18 protein-coding genes, 4 tRNA genes and 1 riboswitch are annotated in these 21,227 nt (G+C 56.0%); of the genes, 5 read left to right on the top strand and 17 right to left on the bottom strand.

Annotated elements, in window-relative coordinates; genetic code table 11:
* Positions 1-1,225 precede the first annotated feature (1,225 nt).
* The gene (locus VGC62_RS14520; protein ID WP_331187777.1) at positions 1,226-1,786 is read right to left on the bottom strand and encodes a hypothetical protein; all 561 of its coding nucleotides are present in this window, start codon (positions 1,784-1,786) and stop codon (positions 1,226-1,228) included.
* Positions 1,787-2,054: 268 nt separating this feature from the next.
* Positions 2,055-2,131, bottom strand: a tRNA-Arg gene (locus VGC62_RS14515).
* A 317-nt stretch (positions 2,132-2,448) separates the two neighbouring features.
* On the opposite strand from VGC62_RS14515, the gene VGC62_RS14510 reads away from it, so the two are divergent.
* From VGC62_RS14510 to VGC62_RS14500, 3 genes are all read left to right on the top strand, one after another.
* On the top strand, positions 2,449-2,676 hold the full coding sequence (locus VGC62_RS14510; RefSeq protein ID WP_331187776.1) for a hypothetical protein: 228 nt from the start codon (positions 2,449-2,451) through the stop codon (positions 2,674-2,676).
* Between the two features lie 43 nt (positions 2,677-2,719).
* Complete coding sequence (locus VGC62_RS14505; RefSeq protein WP_331187775.1) at positions 2,720-2,905, top strand: PA3371 family protein; 186 nt, start codon at positions 2,720-2,722, stop codon at positions 2,903-2,905.
* 434 nt (positions 2,906-3,339) lie between these two features.
* Positions 3,340-3,666 carry an Arc family DNA-binding protein gene (locus tag VGC62_RS14500; protein WP_093464019.1) on the top strand — a complete coding sequence of 109 codons (327 nt, stop codon included), beginning with the start codon at positions 3,340-3,342 and terminating at the stop codon, positions 3,664-3,666.
* A gap of 129 nt (positions 3,667-3,795) precedes the next feature.
* Here VGC62_RS14500 and mgtE read toward each other — a convergent pair whose 3' ends face one another.
* Positions 3,796-5,238 (bottom strand): magnesium transporter, encoded by a 1,443-nt coding sequence (gene mgtE / locus VGC62_RS14495; RefSeq protein ID WP_331187774.1) that lies wholly within the window; start codon positions 5,236-5,238, stop codon positions 3,796-3,798.
* Between the two features lie 321 nt (positions 5,239-5,559).
* Here mgtE and VGC62_RS14490 point away from each other — a divergent pair, with 321 nt between their 5' ends.
* Complete coding sequence (locus VGC62_RS14490; protein WP_331187773.1) at positions 5,560-6,054, top strand: cell envelope protein SmpA; 495 nt, start codon at positions 5,560-5,562, stop codon at positions 6,052-6,054.
* A gap of 41 nt (positions 6,055-6,095) precedes the next feature.
* Here VGC62_RS14490 and VGC62_RS14485 read toward each other — a convergent pair.
* The 7 genes from VGC62_RS14485 to ltaE form a co-directional block, all read right to left on the bottom strand.
* Positions 6,096-6,172 (bottom strand) — tRNA-Arg (locus VGC62_RS14485).
* A gap of 117 nt (positions 6,173-6,289) precedes the next feature.
* Positions 6,290-6,366 (bottom strand) — tRNA-Arg (locus tag VGC62_RS14480).
* A gap of 106 nt (positions 6,367-6,472) precedes the next feature.
* A tRNA-Ser gene (locus VGC62_RS14475) sits at positions 6,473-6,563 on the bottom strand.
* Between the two features lie 62 nt (positions 6,564-6,625).
* Positions 6,626-6,814, bottom strand: coding sequence for a carbon storage regulator CsrA (csrA, locus tag VGC62_RS14470; protein WP_020290522.1), 189 nt, complete (start codon positions 6,812-6,814; stop codon positions 6,626-6,628).
* A gap of 179 nt (positions 6,815-6,993) precedes the next feature.
* On the bottom strand, positions 6,994-8,226 hold the full coding sequence (locus VGC62_RS14465; protein WP_331187772.1) for an aspartate kinase: 1,233 nt from the start codon (positions 8,224-8,226) through the stop codon (positions 6,994-6,996).
* 92 nt (positions 8,227-8,318) lie between these two features.
* Positions 8,319-10,940: an alanine--tRNA ligase gene (gene alaS, locus VGC62_RS14460; protein WP_331187771.1), complete on the bottom strand. Its 2,622-nt coding sequence runs from the start codon at positions 10,938-10,940 to the stop codon at positions 8,319-8,321.
* A 149-nt stretch (positions 10,941-11,089) separates the two neighbouring features.
* Positions 11,090-12,094: a low-specificity L-threonine aldolase gene (ltaE, locus tag VGC62_RS14455; protein ID WP_331187770.1), complete on the bottom strand. Its 1,005-nt coding sequence runs from the start codon at positions 12,092-12,094 to the stop codon at positions 11,090-11,092.
* 183 nt (positions 12,095-12,277) lie between these two features.
* Positions 12,278-12,435: riboswitch (FMN riboswitch) on the top strand.
* A gap of 130 nt (positions 12,436-12,565) precedes the next feature.
* Here ltaE and VGC62_RS14450 point away from each other — a divergent pair.
* Positions 12,566-13,078, top strand: coding sequence for a 6,7-dimethyl-8-ribityllumazine synthase (locus tag VGC62_RS14450; protein ID WP_331187769.1), 513 nt, complete (start codon positions 12,566-12,568; stop codon positions 13,076-13,078).
* A 151-nt stretch (positions 13,079-13,229) separates the two neighbouring features.
* Here the strand turns inward: VGC62_RS14450 and astE are convergent, their stop codons facing one another.
* The 7 genes from astE to VGC62_RS14415 form a co-directional block, all read right to left on the bottom strand.
* On the bottom strand, positions 13,230-14,237 hold the full coding sequence (astE, locus tag VGC62_RS14445) for a succinylglutamate desuccinylase (protein ID WP_331187768.1): 1,008 nt from the start codon (positions 14,235-14,237) through the stop codon (positions 13,230-13,232).
* Positions 14,238-14,251: 14 nt separating this feature from the next.
* Positions 14,252-14,539 carry a topoisomerase II gene (locus VGC62_RS14440; RefSeq protein WP_331187767.1) on the bottom strand — a complete coding sequence of 96 codons (288 nt, stop codon included), beginning with the start codon at positions 14,537-14,539 and terminating at the stop codon, positions 14,252-14,254.
* A gap of 56 nt (positions 14,540-14,595) precedes the next feature.
* Entirely contained in the window at positions 14,596-15,942 is a 1,347-nt protein-coding gene (gene astB, locus VGC62_RS14435; protein WP_331187766.1) for an N-succinylarginine dihydrolase, read from the bottom strand.
* Positions 15,943-16,158: 216 nt separating this feature from the next.
* Positions 16,159-17,625 (bottom strand): succinylglutamate-semialdehyde dehydrogenase, encoded by a 1,467-nt coding sequence (gene astD / locus VGC62_RS14430; RefSeq protein WP_331187765.1) that lies wholly within the window; start codon positions 17,623-17,625, stop codon positions 16,159-16,161.
* A complete protein-coding gene (astA, locus tag VGC62_RS14425; RefSeq protein ID WP_331187764.1) occupies positions 17,622-18,647 on the bottom strand; it encodes an arginine N-succinyltransferase in 1,026 nt (341 codons plus the stop codon). The genes astD and astA overlap by 4 nt, the downstream gene beginning before the upstream one ends.
* A 104-nt stretch (positions 18,648-18,751) precedes the next feature.
* Positions 18,752-19,783 carry an arginine/ornithine succinyltransferase subunit alpha gene (gene aruF / locus VGC62_RS14420; protein WP_331187763.1) on the bottom strand — a complete coding sequence of 344 codons (1,032 nt, stop codon included), beginning with the start codon at positions 19,781-19,783 and terminating at the stop codon, positions 18,752-18,754.
* Positions 19,784-19,978: 195 nt separating this feature from the next.
* On the bottom strand, positions 19,979-21,199 hold the full coding sequence (locus tag VGC62_RS14415; RefSeq protein ID WP_331187762.1) for an aspartate aminotransferase family protein: 1,221 nt from the start codon (positions 21,197-21,199) through the stop codon (positions 19,979-19,981).
* Between the last annotated feature and the right edge of the window lie 28 nt (positions 21,200-21,227).

The following is a 21,227-nucleotide window of genomic DNA, read 5'->3' as shown; positions in this document are numbered from 1 at the left end:
CTCCAGCTCGGGCGTGACCTTGACCCAGGTTTTCCCGCGGCCTATGGCGTTCGGGTATCGTGCTATAGGATTTAAACCGGAAGAATATATGAGAATGCATTAATGACGTAGTGGCATGAGCGGTTAACTAAATAATCTATTCTTAATTGCAGCCCATGTTGCTTTATGCACCAAGCTGATAATGGTTCCAGCCGTCTTGTACCCACTTGAATGGGTTTCGAGAATTACAACAAGTTGTAGAACCTATGTGCTGACAGCAAAAGCTCAAGTTATTCGCTCGCACTGGGCAGTAGCGCAAAGCGCGACCCCTGAAAATTTGCCAAGTTATGCATTCGGCAGCGCGAAGAACACCACTGCCAGCGGCAACCCGGTCCCGATCTGCATCGGTAAGCGGCGCTGGGGCGATTATCAGTGCGAGTATTTATGCGGAATTTCGTCGCAGTCCACGTCGACGGTAAGCCAGCGGCACGAATCGACACGGGCGAGGGGGTCGATATTTCCGTCCTGGCAGGTGATCACCTGATTGGACTTGGCGCTGATCAGCAGGGCAAAGGGATGTGCGATTGGAGAGGCTACCTGAAGAGCAGGAGGGGACTCTCAAGGATGGCTAATTAAGCGATTCCGAATTGAGGGCACGAACTCCGGGTCAGACATTCGCTCGTCCTCGATTTAGCTATAACAGCTTAGCCGAACAGTATCCGGTCCGCTGAGCCTTACAAGCTACGCGCATAAACAAAGGCGGTGGTTGCCGCTGCAATCAGTGAAAAGACTTGAAAAGCAAGCGCGCCACACTGCCACCAAAAAAACGCAGCGGAATCAAATAGCCCACATGAGGATTTGTACTCGCCTTGGTTATCATCGGGACTGCAAGTCTTTGCACCCATTAGGGGAACGGATCGAACGATCTTTGTATCACCTTAGCCATATCGATATCAGTTTGGAGGGCTCTGCCCTGAGCCTTTGACATCTCATTTATCTTCCCTTGGTCTTCGAAGAAGGTTAGGAGCGCGTCTCCGATTTTGTGAGTTTTGGATTCGGTCTGCGCATCCGAGAAGCATCGGCCTGAGCCTTTCAGTCTCTAGGCCAAGGGTCATCAGGCTCTACGTTGCCGGGAACTTGATCAGGGCCGATCTGCTCGACGTCATCCGGGCAGTAATTCCCAGGTTCATTATCATGGTGCGATACGGGCGACGGATGATCCTCATGCTCATGCTCATGCTCATGCTCATGTGGCGGTTGTGGATCTCTTTCTTTGCCTGCCATTTTCCACCTCCGGTACGAAGAATGCCTCGGACGGCAATTCTAGGATTACCTCCTTTGAACACCAACGTTTAACCTTTCGGTTCTCTATGCGCTCAGGTGATTTGTCCGCTAACAAGCGCTGCTTTTCGTTGATACTCTTTAGACGCGCTTGATGAGCGCGGTTGTATAGCTGAGCTTGGTTGATATCGGTGCGAAGATTTTTCAGATCATGGGTAAGTAAACGATAGGCCGCGAGTAACTCCTCGTAGGACCGTATTTTTTTTGTCAGATTGAGGAGTGGCTTGGAAATAGTCACTATTGCCGCTAGGGCAAGCAAGACTTTCCAGATCGAGTTGCCCGCCTGGGTATCCCAAAATGCTAGCCCTGCTAATGCGGATGAGGAGGCAGTAGCCGCCACGAGTATCTCGGACCAGAAATTAACCCTTTCGAATTTTTGCAGGCGGCAGCCATAGTATTTTTCGTTGAGGCGGGCAGTCCGAAGTTGGTCGTAGACGTCCCACACCGGATGATGTCTTTCTCGCATTTCTCACCTCAAAACATAACGTTCAGTTATATCGAGGCCTGCCGGCCATGTCACATCCGAACACACACCGAAAGCATAGAGCATTTTCAAATCTCGGCAGTATTTTGATATGCGGATTCGGGGCGTGTTTTGAAATCCCAGCCATTCTTACAGGAATTCGGTTTTCGTACCTGGGGAGGCAATTTTTTAAGCAGAGGTCTTGCACCAGCCTTGCGGCCCATGGACCTTTTTCTAAATTCAGGAAAGGGGCTGAAAGTCTTGAACTATATGGTGTCCCAGGGCAGGTTCGAACTGCCAGCCTTCCCCTTAGGAGGGGGATGCTCTATCCAATTGAGCTACTGGGACAAAATGCTAGCGCTCTGATTGGCACCAACGGAACGGCGTGCATATTAACGGCAAGTCATTGTTTTGTCATGTCGTCATTGGCGTTTGAGCTTGTAGTACGCCGGACGAAATGGCGGGATTGTCGAGGCATCGTGCATTTTGCAACGCCTCACAATGACATCATTGCAAAGTGCAATATTGACTGCCTCGTATTTAACGACATCCTATTGATTTTTAACGAATTTTTATTGAAATAAATGTGGCATGCAGCATGCACTATCTCCTTATGTGAAATTCCCCTCAGAACAAACTCCAAGCGAAGGTACTCCGAGATGAACATGGCACTCTCTCTACTGAACGTCGCAGCACTGGTGACTCTGGTGGTTTTCCATTTCCATGGCGATGGCAGTAAACCCGAGAATGTCGCTGTTCAGGCCCAACCTCACTACCTGCTGAAAGAGACCCCGCGAATCGCGATGATACCCGCGCAACGCTCCGGCGCTTTGCTGGCTAAAGACGTCAGCGAATCGATCAGCGAAGATCACTCGCAACGCTGGATTTTTTAAACAGGGGTATCACGAGTTTTCTTCACATTAAAAGAGAGACGCCATGTCTAAAGCAGCACTGTCATTTTTCATTCTGACCGTCATGGCCCTTGCAGTGGATCAACTGCTGCCAACCACCATGGAAACGATGGGTACGATCGCTAAGTCGGCTGCCGCTCTCTTCGCTGGTCTGTTTGTCATTGGCTTGGTCATCGGTCGTAAAATCAAATTTGACCCGGTGCTGCGTTAGGCGAGACCGGCCAATTAGCCTCTTACAGAGGGTACGCATCTCAGCACTCATCTCTAATCCCCGCCTCTACCTTGAAAGACCCTTCGTCTCTTTCTTGCCTGTCTTGTCGATATTTTCCCCGTCCCCACCTACGCTGATGAAGACAGATAGCCATCATGGCGCAAATTTGCGGCACTCATGATTGGGACATTCGACGAACGGTGCTTGAGAATTTTGCAAACTGGACCGCATTCCTGATAATTGGTGCTGGCTAAACGCCTTTATCTGGTTCAATATTTGTCACAGATTTGACGCCAACGATCCGACGTATTGATGCATGATGGCGTCCCCATTTGTTGGCTGGTTGAACATTTCGCCAAATTGATAGTCACACAGTGACATCTCGCGGCCAGTGTACGAACTGCCTCCCCCTTTGAACTAAATCGGTTAAATATATGAGCCCTATGAAACAGGCCAATTATTCCAGTCGCACAGCTGACAAGTTCGTTGTCCGTCTCCCCGAGGGCATGCGCGAGCGTATTGCGGAAGTCGCCAAACAGCATCATCGCAGTATGAATTCGGAAATCATTGCTCGTCTTGAGCAGAGCCTGATTCAAGAAGGCGCGCTGGGCGATGAGCCAAGCCTGCGTCTGGACAGTCCAGAGCTTTCATTGCATGAGCGTGAGCTGCTGCAGCGTTTCCGGCAGCTCGCACACCGCCAGCAAAATGCTTTGGTTTCGCTGATTGCTCATGACACCAGCCTGGCGAACGACGACGAGTAAATCGACGCTCCCAGAGACTTAAAGGCCAGCATCAAGCTGGCTTTTTTGTGGTCGATCGTTTTTAAACTCAAACACAGAATCGCACATAACAAAAAACCGCCTGCTGAGGCGGTTTTTTGTCCGTTACATTCAAAGTAGAAAAATAGTCGCCAGCCCAAGAAAGATAAAAAAGCCGCCGCTATCAGTCATGGCTGTGATCATCACACTGGCACCCATCGCAGGATCGCGTCCAAGGCGCGCCAAGGTCATTGGGATCAACACACCCATCAGCGCCGCAAGTAACAAATTCAACGTCATCGCCGCCGTCATCACCACGCCCAACGACCAACTGCCATACAGCAAATATGCGACGACACCTATCACCCCACCCCAGACCAAACCGTTGATCAAGCCAACGGCAAGCTCTTTACGCATCAGGCGCGACGTATTTCCGGTGCTGACCTGATCGAGCGCCATCGCTCGAACGATCATGGTAATGGTCTGATTGCCCGAGTTACCACCAATCCCCGCGACGATGGGCATCAACGCCGCCAGCGCAACCAGCTTCTCAATGGAGCCTTCGAACAGGCCGATCACGCGTGAGGCGATAAAAGCTGTAATCAGGTTGACTGCCAGCCATGCCCAGCGGTTACGAAGAGATCGCCAGACCGACGCAAAGATATCTTCCTCTTCGCGCAGACCGGCCATGTTGAGTACTTCGGTCTCACTTTCTTCACGGATCAAGTCAACCATTTCGTCGATGGTCAAACGACCGATCAGCTTGCCGTTCTTGTCGACCACCGGCGAGGAAATAAGGTCGTAACGCTCGAACGCTTGAGCAGCCTCATAGGCATCGCCGTCCGGATGAAAACTTACCGGGTCGTTGGCCATAACCTCGGCAACCTGCTTTTCGGGGTCGTTGACCAGCAGGCGCTTGATCGGCAACACCCCCTTGAGCACGCCGTCATAATCAACGACAAACAGTTTGTCGGTGTGGCCTGGCAGCTCCTTGAGACGACGCAGGTAACGCAGAACCACCTCAAGACTGACATCCTCACGGATCGTCACCATCTCGAAGTCCATGAGCGCGCCAACCTGGTCTTCGTTATAAGACAGAGCCGAACGCACACGCTCGCGCTGCTGGCTGTCCAGGGCCTCCATCAATTCATGGACGACATCGCGCGGCAGCTCAGGCGCAAGGTCAGCCAGTTCATCCGCGTCCATTTCCCTGGCAGCAGCCAGCAACTCGTGATCGTCCATGTCGGCGATCAGGGTTTCACGGACAGAATCGGATACTTCGAGAAGGATGTCGCCGTCTCGATCAGCCTTGACCAACTGCCAGACCGTCAGGCGGTCTTCAAGGGGCAGGGCTTCGAGAATATAGGCGACGTCGGCAGAGTGAAGATCCTCAAGCTTGCGTTGCAGCTCGACGAGATTCTGCCGATGAACAAGGTTTTCAACACGGTTCTGATGCTGGCCTTCCTGGCGATGCGTCAGGTCCTCGACGATACGCTGGCGCTGCAGCAAATCGATGACTTGAGCGAGACGATCCTGAAGGCTTTCCTGCGTTTTTTTTACTTCTATTTCGGTCATAGGCGAACTCCACTCCCAGCAGTGGAACACGCCGAGAGATCAATCAGTCGATTCTTGATTGGTGCAGCTTAATTCTGAGTAGCTACTGGGTAAGTCCATGGAGGTATTCCACAAGCCCCGGCGGGGCTGACGCGCGCAATCATACACCGCTTGCTGGCACTGCATATTAAAAATTCACCTTGGAACAATCGCTTGCAAGACAATGTTAACGAGCCTGCGAGTCGATATTGCTACGACGTTACATCCCGAGAAGAAAACACGCTCGCGCCAAAAATATCCTCTGACTAGTCTGCTCAGACGCCAGTCACGGAGGACGCCGACATGCGACTTACTCGCCCGCTACTTTTCAGCACTCTGTTGTTTCTGCCCATCCACACGCTTGCGACCACTGTGCATCGTTGCGAGGATGGCGCAGGAAACATCACCTTCACTACGCTCGGCTGCCCGCATGGACACATGCTGCATTTGCAGGATGCGTTCAACGCCCCACCGGGCACACAGGCGAGCTTCCTGCCGCCGGCCGAGGTATCGATTCGCAGCACTGGAGCACCGAACAACACGCCAAAGGAACCGGTTGTGGTGGGCCAACACGATGACGGGTGTGGCAATCGCTTGAGTGCCGATCAAAGACGACGGGCAATCATCAATCTGCAAACACCTGCCGGCATGACAAAACGGGACGTGGAAAGCATGCTCGGCAAGCCCGACAAAATCGTCAGTCGAAACGGAGAGGTGCGCTATGTGTACAAGGAGAAGAAAGGCCGCAGCAGCCAGGTGACATTTGATGAGGTTGGCTGCGTGAAAGGCAAACGCTAGAAAGTAAAAAGCCCGCATCTTCATGCGGGCTTTTCATTTTATGGTGCACTCGACAGGATTCGAACCTGTGACCGCTCGGTTCGTAGCCGAGTACTCTATCCAGCTGAGCTACGAGTGCAAATGGTGCTTGATAAACCAGATCGCCACTGGTTGTAACATTAGCGTTTAAGCTAATACCTGTTGAAGCCAGGCTCTTTCAAAGTAGTTGCTTATATCGCTATAAACAACCTTCAAATGGTGCACTCGACAGGATTCGAACCTGTGACCGCTCGGTTCGTAGCCGAGTACTCTATCCAGCTGAGCTACGAGTGCATTTGTTGCCGCGCATTATAGGCCGTCGGATCTTTTGGTCAAGAACTTTTTCCAGTAAATTCAAACACTTACGGATCAAGCCAGATACAACGTACTACGCAAATAATGGCGGAGAACGGGGGATTCGAACCCCCGACACCCTTTTGAGGTGTACTCCCTTAGCAGGGGAGCGCCTTCGGCCACTCGGCCAGCTCTCCGCAACACGGGGCGTATAATAACCACCCTTTTCCCCGTTTGCAAACCGAAAATTCAATAAAAATTAATGGCTTGGTTCCTGATCCTTCTCTTTCTTTATACGCAGGTAGATCTCTTCCCGGTGGACAGCCACTTCCTTGGGCGCATTGACACCGATTCGCACTTGATTACCTTTTACGCCCAGCACGGTCACTGTGATTTCACCATCACCAATGATCAAGCTCTCAGCGCACCGACGAGTCAGAATCAGCATACCTTTCTCCTCACGCCTAACATTCAGGGACAACAGTCTGCATAACGAAAAGGCATTGGCCCAAGCCAGTAACAGCAGAGGTCACGCCTGAGTATTGACGAGCGCCGGGAAAAAACAGATTTCTTGCGCACATCAGAAAACACCAAGGGCGTGCTTGAGCCGCGCCCTTGGTTCATCTATCACTCGCCTTGGCGAGGAGCATCCAGTTCAAAAGCCGTGTGCAAGGCACGGACAGCCAACTCGAGATACTTCTCTTCGATCACCACCGACACCTTGATTTCGGAGGTCGAGATCATCTGAATATTGATGCTTTCCTTGGCCAGCGCTTCGAACATACGGCTGGCAACACCTGCATGAGAACGCATACCGACACCCACTATGGACACCTTGGCAATCTTGGTGTCGCCCTTGACCTCTCGCGCACCAATGTCTTTGGCCGTATTTTCCAGTACCTGCAAGGCAGCCTGGTAGTCATTGCGATGCACGGTGAAGGTGAAATCAGTGGTGTTATCGTGCGCAACGTTTTGCACGATCATGTCGACTTCGATGTTCGCGCCGCTGATGGGCCCGAGGATTTTGAACGCAACGCCCGGGGTGTCTGGCACGCCACGGATCGTCAGCTTGGCTTCGTCGCGGTTGAAGGCGATGCCAGAAATGATCGGCTGTTCCATGGATTCCTCTTCATCAATGGTAATGAGGGTGCCTGGACCCTCCTTGAAGCTGTGCAGTACGCGCAGCGGAACGTTGTACTTGCCGGCGAACTCGACGGCGCGGATCTGCAGCACCTTGGAGCCGAGGCTGGCCATTTCCAGCATCTCTTCGAAGGTGATCTTGTCCAGACGTTGAGCCTGAGACACCACACGCGGATCGGTGGTGTAAACACCATCGACGTCGGTGTAGATCTGGCATTCGTCGGCTTTCAAGGCTGCGGCCAGCGCAACACCTGTGGTGTCAGAACCACCGCGACCCAGGGTCGTGATGTTGCCGTTTTCGTCAACACCCTGGAAACCTGCGACCACAACCACTCGGCCGGCCTTCAGGTCAGCGCGAATTTTCTGATCGTCGATCTGCAGAATACGCGCCTTGTTGTGCGCGCTGTCGGTCAGGATACGAACCTGATTGCCGGTATAGGAAACCGCCGGCACACCACGCTTGATCAGCGCCATCGCCAGCAGCGCAATGGTCACCTGCTCTCCGGTCGATACGATCACATCCAACTCACGAGGAACAGGTTGATCGCTGATCTGTTTCGCCAGGTCGATCAGGCGGTTGGTTTCGCCGCTCATGGCGGACAAAACGACCACCAGATCATCGCCCGCTTCGCGGAATTTTTTAACTTTGTCGGCCACCTGCTCGATGCGCTCGATCGAGCCCACGGAGGTGCCGCCAAATTTTTGTACGATCAAAGCCATCTCAAAGCCGCCTCAGCCCATGATGGGCGCCCATTAACTTTCAAACCTCAAGCGCCAAAGCCCCCGACTGGCAGCGGGCTTTGGAGGTCGACTTAAATACCCTGCTCGGCAAATGGAACAGCCAACGCAAGCGCTGCGTCCAGTGCAGTGGCGTCGACGCCACCACCTTGTGCCATGTCAGGACGACCGCCACCTTTACCACCCACGGCGGCGGCCGCTTGCTTCATCAAATCACCGGCTTTGAGTTGGCCAGTCAGGTCTTTGGTTACCCCGGCAACGAGGACGACCTTATCTTCATGGACACTGCCAAGCAGGATCACTGCGCGGCCGAGTTTGTTCTTCAACTGGTCGACGAGAGCCAACAACGCCTTGCCATCCTGACCGTCGAGACGGGCAGCGAGGACTTTGACGCCTTTGACATCCACTGCCGACGACAGATCGTCGCCCGCAGCACTGGCCGCCTTGGCCTGTAGTTGTTCGAGCTGTTTTTCCAATAGACGATTGCGCTCAAGTACCGCCGACAACTTGTCCAGCACGTTGTCGCGATTGCCTTTGACCAGCGTGGCGGCTTCCTTGAGCTGTTCTTCGGCGCTGTTCAGGTAAGCCAATGCCACCTCGCCCGTAACGGCTTCGATACGACGCACGCCAGCGGCGACGCCACTTTCGCTGATGATTTTGAACAGTGCGATATCGCCAGTGCGGCTGGCATGAATACCGCCACACAGTTCGACGGAAAAACCACCGCCCATGCTCAGCACACGAACGCTGTCACCGTACTTCTCGCCAAACAGCGCCATGGCGCCTTTCTTTTTAGCGGTCTCGATGTCGGTTTCTTCGGTTTCGACTGGAGTGTTCTTGCGCACTTGGGCGTTGACGATCTCTTCCAGAGCCTTGATCTGCTCAGGCTTGATCGCTTCAAAATGGCTAAAGTCAAAACGCAGGCGCTGACTGTCGACCAACGAGCCCTTCTGCTGGACGTGCTCACCCAGCACCTGGCGCAATGCAGCATGCAGCAAGTGCGTGGCCGAGTGGTTCAACGAAGTGGCTTGACGCACCTCAGCGGCAACCTGAGTCGTCACCTCTGCGCCGACTTTCAAGCTGCCTGACACCTGAATGCCATGGTGCAAGAAAGCACCACCGGTTTTGGTGGTGTCGCTTACGTCAAAACGGATATTGCCCGCAGAGAGATAACCGCTGTCGCCAATCTGTCCACCAGATTCAGCATAGAACGGGGTCCGATCAAGGACGACTACACCCTCCTCGCCTTCGTTCAGATGCTCGACCGAAACGCCTTCTTTATAGAGCGCAACGATTTTAGCCTCGCCACTGGTCGCGGTGTAGCCGGTGAACTCGGTTGCAACGTCGACCTTAACCAGGCTGTTGTAGTCCATGCCAAACGCGCTGGCGGAACGGGCGCGAACACGTTGTGCATCCATTTCACGCTCAAAACCTTCCTCGTCGAGGGTCAGGTTGCGCTCGCGGGCAATGTCGCCGGTCAGGTCCATCGGGAAACCGTAGGTGTCGTAGAGTTTGAACACCACATCGCCCGGCACCACGGTGCCTTTGAGCTCAGCCAGATCCTGCTCGAGGATTTTCAGGCCCTGCTCCAGGGTCTTGGCAAATTGCTCTTCTTCACCCTTCAGTACACGCTCAATGTGCGCCTGCTGGGTTTTCAACTCAGGGAAAGCGTCGCCCATTTCGGCAACCAGGGCGGCAACGATCCGGTAGAAGAAACTGCCGGTAGCTCCCAGTTTGTTACCGTGACGGCAAGCACGACGAATGATGCGCCGCAGCACGTAGCCTCGGCCTTCGTTGGAAGGCAACACGCCGTCGGCGATCAGGAAACCGCACGAACGAATGTGGTCCGCCACAACCTTCAACGAGGCCTGATTGTCGTTGCTGCAACCGATGGCTTTGGCGGAGGCGACAAGCAGGCTCTGAAACAGATCAATCTCGTAGTTCGAGTTCACATGCTGCAATACGGCGCTGACCCGCTCCAGGCCCATGCCGGTGTCTACCGAAGGCGCAGGCAACGGGTGCAACACGCCGTCGGCAGTGCGATTGAACTGCATGAACACGTTGTTCCAGATTTCGATGTAGCGGTCGCCGTCTTCTTCCGGCGAGCCCGGCGGGCCACCCCAAATGTCAGCGCCATGATCGTAGAAAATCTCGGTGCATGGGCCACATGGGCCTGTATCGCCCATGGTCCAGAAGTTGTCGGAGGCATACGGCGCGCCTTTGTTGTCGCCGATGCGAACCATACGTTCGGCCGGGACACCGATCTCTTTGGTCCAAATATCGTAAGCCTCATCGTCCGAGGCGTAGACCGTGACCCAGAGTTTGTCCTTGGGCAGGTTCAGCCATTTGTCGGAGGTCAGGAAGGTCCAGGCGTAGGTGATTGCGTCGCGCTTGAAGTAGTCACCGAAGCTGAAGTTGCCCAGCATTTCAAAGAAGGTGTGATGGCGAGCGGTGTAGCCGACGTTTTCGAGGTCGTTGTGCTTACCACCGGCGCGCACGCACTTCTGACTGCTGACGGCACGGGTGTAGGCTCGCTTTTCCTGGCCCAGGAAGCAGTCCTTGAACTGGTTCATACCTGCGTTGGTGAACAGCAGGGTTGGGTCATTGCCCGGAATCAATGAGCTGGAGGCTACACGGGTATGGCCTTGCTCTTCGAAGAAGCGAAGGAAGGCTTCACGGATTTCTGCGCTTTTCATAGGTTCTTCCACGGGAACTGCGGCCTGGCAAGTGCATAACGTCAATCGACGTAGCGACGACAAAGGGCCGCATTATATAGGCGTTGGGTTAACGGTACAGCGTGTTTATTCGATAGAAACAAGCAATTGGATTATCGGTAGCTCAAAGCTCAAGCCCGCCCAAACTCAGCGAATGCCGTGACAACCTGCTGCAACTGAGCACGACTGACATCCAGGTGCGTGACCATGCGCAAACGCGACGCGGCGCTCAGGGTAATACCACGCGCGGCGCAGAACGCCTTGAGCTGTTGGGCGCGATCACCGATGTGTACGTAAACCATATTGGTTTGCACCGGCTCAATGTCATACCCCAACTCACTCAGGCTTTTGCCCAGGAAAGCGGCATTGTCGTGATCTTCAACCAGACGTTCGACATGGTGCTCCAGCGCATAAAGACCCGCTGCCGCCAAAAAACCAGCCTGCCGCATGCCGCCACCCACCATCTTGCGCAGGCGTCGGGCTTTGCCGATCAACGCCTGAGAACCGCACAGCACCGAGCCAATCGGAGCGCCCAGGCCCTTGGACAAGCACACCGACACCGAGTCGAAGTGTTGCGTGATCTCACGAGCATCGACGCCCAACTTGACGGCCGCGTTGTACAGGCGAGCACCGTCCAAATGCAGCGTCAGCCCCCTTTCAGCGGTCAGTTTGCGTGCCGCCGCCAGGTATTCCAGCGACAGCACTTTGCCCTGCATCGTATTTTCCAATGCCAGCAGCCGGGTGCGGGCGAAGTGGAAATCGTCGGCTTTGATCGCCGCCACCACCTGATCCAGGTCCAGCGAGCCATCGGCCTGATTATCCAGCGGCTGTGGCTGAACCGAACCCAGCACCGCCGCGCCACCACCTTCATATTTGTAGGTGTGGGCCTGCTGACCGACGATGTACTCGTCGCCGCGCTCGCAATGCGCCATCAAGCCCAACAGATTGCTCATCGTGCCGGAAGGTACGAACAGCGCCGCGCAAAAACCCAATCGCGCAGCCAGCCAGGACTCCAGACGGTTGACCGTCGGGTCCTCACCATAGACGTCGTCGCCCAGTGGCGCGCGCGCCATGGCTTCACGCATGGCGACGGTGGGCTGGGTCACTGTGTCACTGCGCAGATCGATAACCGTCACGATGAAGCTCCGTTGAAAAAATACGAACCTCAGTTTTGAGGCCGCAGATAGGAATAATCAAGGCTTCGCCCGGCAATTCCAAGGATTCCTTATAAGAAAAAGTCAGGATCACAGCATGAAAGTGTCCATGCACATTCGCAAAAACTGTGATAAAAACTGCCCGCCGACGACGATTAGCGTCGGCGACGTTCTCAGGGCGGGGTGCGATTCCCCACCGGCGGTAATGACGCACAACGCGTCTAGCCCGCGAGCGCTTGCAGGGTTCAGTGCCCAGGCAAGGTCAGCAGACTCGGTGTGATCCCGAGGCCGACGGTCATAGTCCGGATGAAGAGAGAACGGGATTGGCACCACAGGATCGTGTCGAAAGCACAGCCACGAGTGCAAGATGTTCGCACGGTGGGTTCGACCGTACCCTGGCATCCCCTTCGATCCAAAGCGCCCTGTTTTTTTATTAAACAGGAGTCAGAACAGATGCAACCCACCGCAATCGATAGCAAGAGCAAAAGTCATCCCAACGAACGTATCGCCTTTATCCAGGCCTGCTGGCACAAGGATATTGTCGATCAGAGCCGCAAAGGGTTCATCGCTGAAATCACCAAACATGGTTATGCCGAGAGCGACATCGACTTTTTTGAAGTCGGCGGCGCTTTTGAAATCCCTCTGCACGCCAAGCTACTGGCAAACACCGGCCATTATGCTGGCATCGTCGCTGCCGGTCTGGTGGTAGATGGCGGCATCTATCGTCACGACTTCGTCGCACAGTCAGTAGTCAGCGCGCTTATGCAAGTTCAACTGGAAACTGAAGTGCCCGTATTCTCGGTCGTCCTGACCCCGCACCACTTCCATGCAGGTGAAGAGCATCAGAAATTCTTCTACGACCATTTCGTGGTCAAGGGGCAAGAAGCGGCAAAAACCTGCGCTGACACTCTGAACACGTTGCGCAGTATCCGTCGGCAGGAAGTGCAGAAGAAAGTGGCGAGCTGAAACAGCTCCCCATAGATGCATGCAGTCATTTTTAGGTGCTAACAAGTTCATGAAAGCTGCGATAGCGGTGTGCCAGGCAAACCGTAATCGCAGCCTTCGTGCCTCGGCGGCCCCACACAAAGCCCCCGGTCTGGCCAGTAAAATTGGCAGCTCAGGCCAACTGCTCATCCGTCGTCGGCACAATCACTATCCCTGCCCGCAGCCCGTTCTTGACCCTGGGATTGGGGAAGATGATTCGCGCACCTTCCTCTTCGACAATCCAGCGTGAACTGGCCACATCTTCGGCCAGTACAAAGCCCTTCTCCAACACCGTGAAGTTCTCGGTATCGTCAGGCAGATTGAGCTTGAAGGAATCGCTTTGCTTGATGATTTCCCGGGCCACGCTGAACAGCTTCAGACCGTCGAGTTGATCTCCCACCAATGACTCAGTGCCCTGGATCAAGTTTTTCAGACACGCTTTAAGAGGCGAGAGATTGACCTGCTGGTTCTGCCCAAACGGTCGCGCCTTGCCCAATTCAAGCGTGAAGGATTCCGCCCCCAGCTTGTCGTAGGTGTAAGCGCTGAAAACAATGGAGGGCTTGTTCTGCAACAACACCGCCTCCATCCCGGCGCCATGCAACCGAACCAGTTCGCGGCGCGAATGCTGACGGCCTTCTTTCCAGGGATACAGCGCAAACTGCTCGATCTTCGAACCACGGATGGCCGTGTGCAGGTCGTAATGTAGGCGATCGCGATCCGGCAGGCTGAAAAACGTGGCTGCCAGCCGCTCCAATTCGCAAGCACGCAGGGCTTCCGCGCCGCTGCTTTGCTCATGTCCTCCGTTAAAAAAACGGTTTAGATCTTGCTCGATATAACGCTCGCCACGGCGCATGGCCTCGGGGTTGCCGAACAGGAACAGAATACGTGCGCGCGGTTTGAGTTCGCCGCGGGCAATGGCCTGGATCAATTCGTCCAGCAACTCGATAGGGGCTGTTTCGTTGCCATGGATACCGGCCGACAACAACAGATCAATGCCGTTGTCACGGGCGTCGGACGGTTTTACTTCCAGCGCGCCTTCAGCCAGCCAACGCATGCGCACGCCTTCGACGGTCAGTTGAGTTTTCTCGGCGGGTTCACGACCCGCGAGCGTCAGTTCAAGCAGTTTGCCGAGGGCAAGCATTGGCTAATTCCTGCTTAGTCGTGGTTGCAATCAGGGCCGTGAACGTGGTCCTCGTCGTCGCCGATGTCCGCCGGTTCCATTTCCAGCTGCAGGCTGACCAGGTTAGTGGCCAATGGGCGCAACAACAGGTTGGCGTACTCAGCGTCGCCCTCCTCGACATCGACACCGATCAACAGCTGTCCACGACCGTCTTGCTGAATCCACAGCTCCTTGCCCTGCCAGATCACGGCAACGCGCGTGCAGGAAGTTTCCAGTTGGGTGCCATCAGTGTCTTCAAGGATCAAACGCAGGACGTCAGTCATTTTTTACTCTCTCTTTAATCCAGGACATCAACGGCCTGCGCGATGTCTGCGGTCTTTCAATTGATTTGGAAAGGATAGACAGCGCCCAGCTTCAGGTGCTGCGTCAGTTCATCCAGCGCCGTGCGGCATTCGAGCAGCAGTTGCGGGTCGGCCAGATCGCTCTCGCTCATGCGATCGCGATAGTGCTTGTCCACCCACTGCGTCAGAGTGCCGTACAACGGGGCCGTCATGATAACGCCTGGATTGACCGCCGCCAGTTCAGTTTCATTCAGTGCGACGCGCAGTCGCAGGCAAGCCGGACCACCGCCGTTCTGCATGCTCTGCTTGAGGTCGAAGACTTTTACTTCGCGAATGGGGCTTTCGTCAGCGATCAAGCGCTGTAGAAAACTCCAGACGCGTGCATTGCCACGGCATTCTTCCGGCACGATCAGCAGCATCGAACCGTCCTTGCGCGACAGCAACTGGCTATTGAACAAGTAGGAACGTACCGCATCCTCCACGCCGACTTCGCTGCGCGGCACACAAATCGCTTGAAAACGCCCGCCACGACGACCGAGCTTGTCGTGCAATTGAGCCAGCATGTGCTCGGTGTTGAGAAACGCATCCTCGTGATAGAACAGCACCTCGCCATTACCCACTGCAATCACATCGTTATGGAACACGCCCTGATCAATCATGGCCGGATTCTGCTGCGCGTACACCACACCGTCGTCGCTCAAGCCGTGCAAACGCGCAACCGCCTGAGAGGCTTCCAGCGTCTGGCGCGCCGGGTATTTCTGCGGCGCCGGGTAATGGGTGTGGAACGCACTACGACCAAAGACGAAAAACTCCACGCCCGCTTCACCGTAGTCACGGCACAAACGCGTGTGATTGGCGGCGCCTTCGTCACCGAACTGGGCAACGGCGGGCAAGGCTGCGTGATGAGCGAAATGCTGCGGATCAGCGAACATCGCGCCTAAAACACGGCTAGTGGTTGGGTGTTCGATGCTGCGGTGGCATTTGCAGTTGAGGTTGGCGGCAGTGAAATGCACGCGGCCATCTGCAGTGTCAGCGCTCGGGCTGACGGTGGCCGCATTGGCCACCCACATGCTCGATGCCGAGCAACTGGCGACCAGCAGGGGCATGTCTTGCCTGGCGGCCCCTTCGATGACTTGCGCGTCGGTGCCGCTGAAACCCAGTTTGCGCAGGCCGGCGACATCTGGGCGTTCCTGTGGTGCGAGCACGCCTTGAGTGAAACCCAGGTCCATCAACGCCTTCATTTTTGCCAGGCCTTGCAAGGCAGCTTCGCGCGGGTTGGACGATTGTTGGCAGTTGCTTTGGGAAGCGACGTTGCCGTAGGACAGCCCGCCGTAGTTATGGGTCGGGCCCACTAGACCGTCAAAGTTGACTTCGCAGGATTTCATCGGAAAGGCTCCGTGGATCTGTTTTTATAAACATCAATATTTGGGCAAACATAACCACCTGTAGGAGCGAATTCATTCGCGATGCAGTTCTCCAGGTGATGAAGGTGTATCGACTGTACCGGCCGCTCGCGAATGAATTCGCTCCTACAGATGATCCATCGGGGTCTTGAGTCAACAATTTACCCATGTTTGATCAGCGCGCTTGCCATGCAGGACCTACAGCGTGATGCCCGGCGTCAAGCTCGCGGGCAACGTCAACTGCTCAGCCTCCAGCGAAGCCACCGGATACGCGCAGTAATCCGCGGCGTAATAGGCACTTGCCCGGTGATTGCCCGAGGCCCCCACACCACCGAACGGTGCGCTGCTGGCAGCCCCGGTCAGTTGCTTGTTCCAGTTGACAATCCCGGCCCGGCTTTGCAGCCAGAACGCCTGATAACGCGCCTGCGAATCAGACAGCAAACCTGCCGCTAGCCCGTATTGCGTGGCGTTGGCCTCGGCGATGGCGGCATCGAAATCAGCGTAGCGGATAACCTGCAACAACGGCCCGAACAGCTCTTCATCGGCGCGCTCACTGACGTCGCTGACATCCAGAATACCCGGCGTGAGCAACGCGGACTGCCCCTGAGGCTGAGTCATCTCCAGCAACGCCACCGCGCCATTGGCCAGTAACTGCTGCTGAGCATCGAGCAATGCGCGCGCAGCGCCAAGGGAAATCACCGAGCCCATGAATGGCGCGGGCTGTTGGTCGAAAGCACCCACTTGAATCGTCGTTGCTACCTCAACCAGCCGCGCCATGAACGCATCGCCCCAAGCACCTTCCGGCACCAGCAAACGACGAGCACAGGTACAGCGCTGACCTGCTGAGATGAACGCCGACTGAATAACCGTATACACCGCGGCCTCGACGTCCCGCACCTGATCGACGATCAGGGGATTGTTGCCGCCCATTTCCAGCGCGAGGATCTTGTCCGGCCGCCCCGCGAACTGCTGATGCAGCGAGTTACCGGTGCGACTGGACCCAGTGAAAAACAGACCGTCGATGCCCGTGTGAGCCGCCAGCTCGATGCCGGTCTCACGCGCGCCTTGCAGCAGGTTGAGCACCCCCACTGGCAGGCCCGCTTCGATCCAGCACTTCACAGTCAACTCGGCGACTTTGGGCGTCAGTTCGCTGGGCTTGAACACCACGGCGTTACCTGCCAGCAACGCCGGAACGATATGCCCGTTGGGCAAGTGCCCCGGAAAGTTGTACGGACCAAATACCGCGACCACACCATGCGGCTTGTGCCGCAACACAGCGGTGGCGTCACCCAATGGGCCACTCTTCTCGCCCGTGCGCTCGCGGTAGCTTTGAATCGAAATCGCGACTTTGTTGACCATGCTGGTCACTTCCGTCGCCGATTCCCACAACGGTTTGCCAGTTTCCTCACCGATGCAATACGCCAGTTCGTCAGCGTGATTCCTCAGGCTGACAGCAAAGGCTTGCAGGATGCCAATGCGCTGGTCCAACGGACGTGTGGCCCATGATACGAACGCGTGACGCGCAGCAGCTACGGCGGCGTCGACTTGAGCGGCGCTTGCTCCCTGACCCGACCAGATCACCTGTTGCGTGACCGGGTTCAACGATTCAAACGACTCACCCTGCCCGCCCTGCCAGGCCCCCGCGATATAAAGCGTGTTCATCAAATGCCCTCCCGAGCCGGAGACAGTGGCACCGCGCGCACGTGATCACCCGCGCTCAAACGCAAGCGTTTGGCCGTCTGTGGATCGACCACCAGCGTGCCAGCGGCAAACCGCGCAGGCGCGGCGGTCACCCGACAGTCTTCGCGTTTGCGGTTGTGAATCAGGAACGGCGTGGCGTCGTCACCCGGCGTGCCTACCGCCAGCACCAACGGCTGGCTGTCGCGTACCGCACGGATCTTGCTGGTCTCACATTCGATGGCCGGCCCCGCATCGAAAATATCGACGTAGCCCTGATAACTGAAGCCCTCGGCTTTGAGCATGGTCAGCGCAGGCTCAGTGCTTGGATGCACGCGGCCGATGACGTTGCGCGCCGCTTCCGAAAGGAAGCAGGAGTACAACGGAAACTTCGGCATCAGTTCGGCGATGAAGGCTTTGTTGCCCACCCCAGTCAGGTAATCAGCCTGGCTGAATTCCATTTTGAAGAAATGCCGGCCCAGGCTTTCCCAGAACGGCGAATGACCATGCTCGTCAGACATGCCACGCATCTCGGCAATGATCTTGTTGCCGAACAGCTCCGGGAACTCGGCGATGAACAGCAGACGCGCCTTGGACAACAAGCGCCCATTCAAGCCGGTGCGGGCATCGTCGCGCAGAAACAGCGAGCACAGTTCCGAATTGCCGGTCAGGTCGTTGGCGAGAAACAGTGTCGGTATCTCGCGGTAGATGTTCAGCTCTTGCGATGCGCTGACGGTCAAGCCTACCCGGTAGTTGTACCAGGGCTCGCGCAGACCGACTGCGCCGGCAATGGCCGAAATGCCGACAACGCGTTCAGCATCGTCTTCGAGCACGAACAGGTAATCCGCATCGCCGCGACCGGCTTCGCCACGGAAGGTCTTCTCGGCCCACCCCACGCGATGCGCCAGACGCTCTTCATTGGCGGGCAAGGTGGTCAGGCCTGGGCCTGTGCTGTGCGCCAGCTCAATCAGTGCCGTCAGATCACTGATGCGTACGGGACGAACGATCATGCTTTCTCCTCAACCCGGTTTCCTTTGGAAACCGGCGAAACTCACTAACCTGCGATCCGCAGCCGATGCTAATCATTGAGCCACCAACAGCGAAAACGAACCTGTCAAACTGCGACGATGCGTACGCTGACGCCCTCACCGACCTCCAGCGCTGCTGCGGCCGCCACACTCAACGTCACCGGTTTGCCAGGAACCCAATCGAGTTCCAGCAACACCGCGCGGTAGTCCTGTAACTGCCCGTTGGCTACCAGATAAGGACGCCCGCCTTTGACCGCATCACCGTTGTTCACGGTGTCGATTTTGACCGGCACAACGCGGCTCTGAGAGATCGAACGAATACTCGAAACACGCGCATGCAAGGTCGGGCCACCGTCGAAGATGTCGATGTAGTGATCGGTCTCGAAGCCTTCGCGCATCAGGATGTCGAAGGTAATTTGCGCCCGAGGGTGTACCTGGCCCATGGCTTCCTGCGCAGTGTCGGGCAGCAACGGCACGTAAATCGGGTAATGCGGCATCAGTTCGGCGAGAAAAGTCCGGCTCTTCAGCCCGCACAAGCGCTCGGCTTCGGCATAGTTCAGGTCGAAGAAATTACGACCGATGGCATCCCAGAACGGTGAATCGCCGTTTTCGTCGCTGTAACCCACGATTTCGGTCACCACCGAATCGGCAAAACGCTCTGGATGATTGGCGACGAACAACAGACGACCACGGGAATTAAGCTCCGACCAGACGGTGCCCACCAACTCACGCACCACGTAGAAACTGGTCAGCAGGCTGTTGCCGGTCAGGTCATGACACTGCGACAAGACGTGAATCTTGTTGTGGATCTTCAGCTCGCGGGAGGCATGAACGAAGGTTTCGTTGCGAAAGCTATAAAAGGGTTCGGAGTAGCCCGCCGATGCGACGATCCCGGAACACCCCACCAGACGACCTGTGTCCAGATCCTCCAGCACGAAGAAATAGGTTTCCTCGCCATTGAAACTGACTTCTGCTGCAAATGATGCTTGCGAAGCGGCAATCTTGTCGCTCAAACGGCCAGCGTCATCCGGCAAGGACGTGACACCAATCGGGCTGTCGGCGGCGAGGCGTTGAACCTCGGCCAGATCAGCCATTTGCGCGGGGCGCATCACCAACATGGTGTCACTCCTTGAAAAACGGGCCGATATGAAACCGGCACACGAAAAAAGTAAATCAGCTAAAACACATACCACCTGTAGGAGCCCACTTGTTGGCGAGGAGGCTCCACGCGGCGACTCAGTTACGCTGTCTCGCGAACACGTTCACTCCTACAGACGGCCATACTCGCGGCCTGAGACAGGCCATCAGGTTTCTCAGGCTTGAGTCAACTTGGCAATGGCGCGCTCGAAGCGGTTCAGTCCTTCTTCGATGTCGGCGTCTTCAATCACCAGACTCGGCGCGAAACGAATCACATCGGGGCCGGCCTGAAGAATCATCAAGCCTTCATGTTCAGCAGCGTTGAAGATGTCTTTGGCCTTGCCTTTCCAGGCGTCGGTCAACACGCAGCCAATCAGTAGGCCCAAGCCACGAACTTCGCTGAAGATGCCGTATTGCTGGCCGATTTTGTCCAGGCGCGTCTTGAATTGCTGGTGTTTGGTGTTCACACCTGCCAGCACTTCTGGGGTGTTGACCACATCCATTACCGCATTACCGACCGCGCACGCCAACGGGTTGCCGCCGTAAGTGGTGCCGTGAACGCCGACTGACAGGTGTTTGGCGAGTTTCTCAGTAGTCAGCATCGCCGCCATCGGGAAACCGCCGCCAATGCTCTTGGCGCTGGAAAGGATGTCCGGGGTCACGCCGTAATGCATGTAAGCGAACAGATGACCGCTGCGGCCCATGCCACTCTGCACTTCGTCGAAAACCAGCAGCGCGTTGTGTTTGTCGCACAGTTCGCGGGCGCCTTGCAGGTAAGACAGGTCCGCAGGCAATACGCCGCCTTCGCCCTGGATCGGCTCAAGCACCACCGCGCAGGTTTTGTCGGTCACAGCGGCCTTCAATGCTTCAAGGTCGTTGTAAGGAACGTGCGAGATGCCGGTGATTTTCGGGCCGAAGCCGTCGGAGTACTTCGGCTGACCACCGACGCTGACCGTGAACAGTGTACGACCGTGGAAGCTGTTGAGCGCGGCGACGATCTCGTACTTTTCCGAGCCGTACAGGTCGTAGGAGACGCGACGTGCGAGTTTGAAAGCGGCTTCGTTGGCTTCGGCACCGGAGTTACAAAAGAATACGCGTTCGGCAAAAGTCGAGTCGACCAACTTGCGCGCCAGTTGCAACGCGGGCTCATTGGTGAAGACATTGGACACGTGCCACAGCTTGTTGCCCTGCTCGGTCAAGGCGTTGACCAAAGCTGGATGGCAGTGGCCCAACACGTTGACTGCGATACCACCGGAGAAATCGACCAGTTCACGACCCGATTGATCCCAGACTCGGGAACCTGCACCGCGCACAGGAATGAAAGCAGCCGGGGCGTAGTTGGGGACCATCACTTGGTCGAAATCGGCGCGTTGCACCGGGGCTTGCTCAACGGACATCGGAGTCTCCTGAAGAGGAACGCCTGCC

The organism is Pseudomonas sp., from assembly GCF_036404235.1.
Taxonomy (GTDB): Bacteria; Pseudomonadota; Gammaproteobacteria; order Pseudomonadales; family Pseudomonadaceae; genus Aquipseudomonas.
Note: the sequence above shows the minus strand (reverse complement) of the source record. Positions and strands in the feature narration are given on the sequence as shown.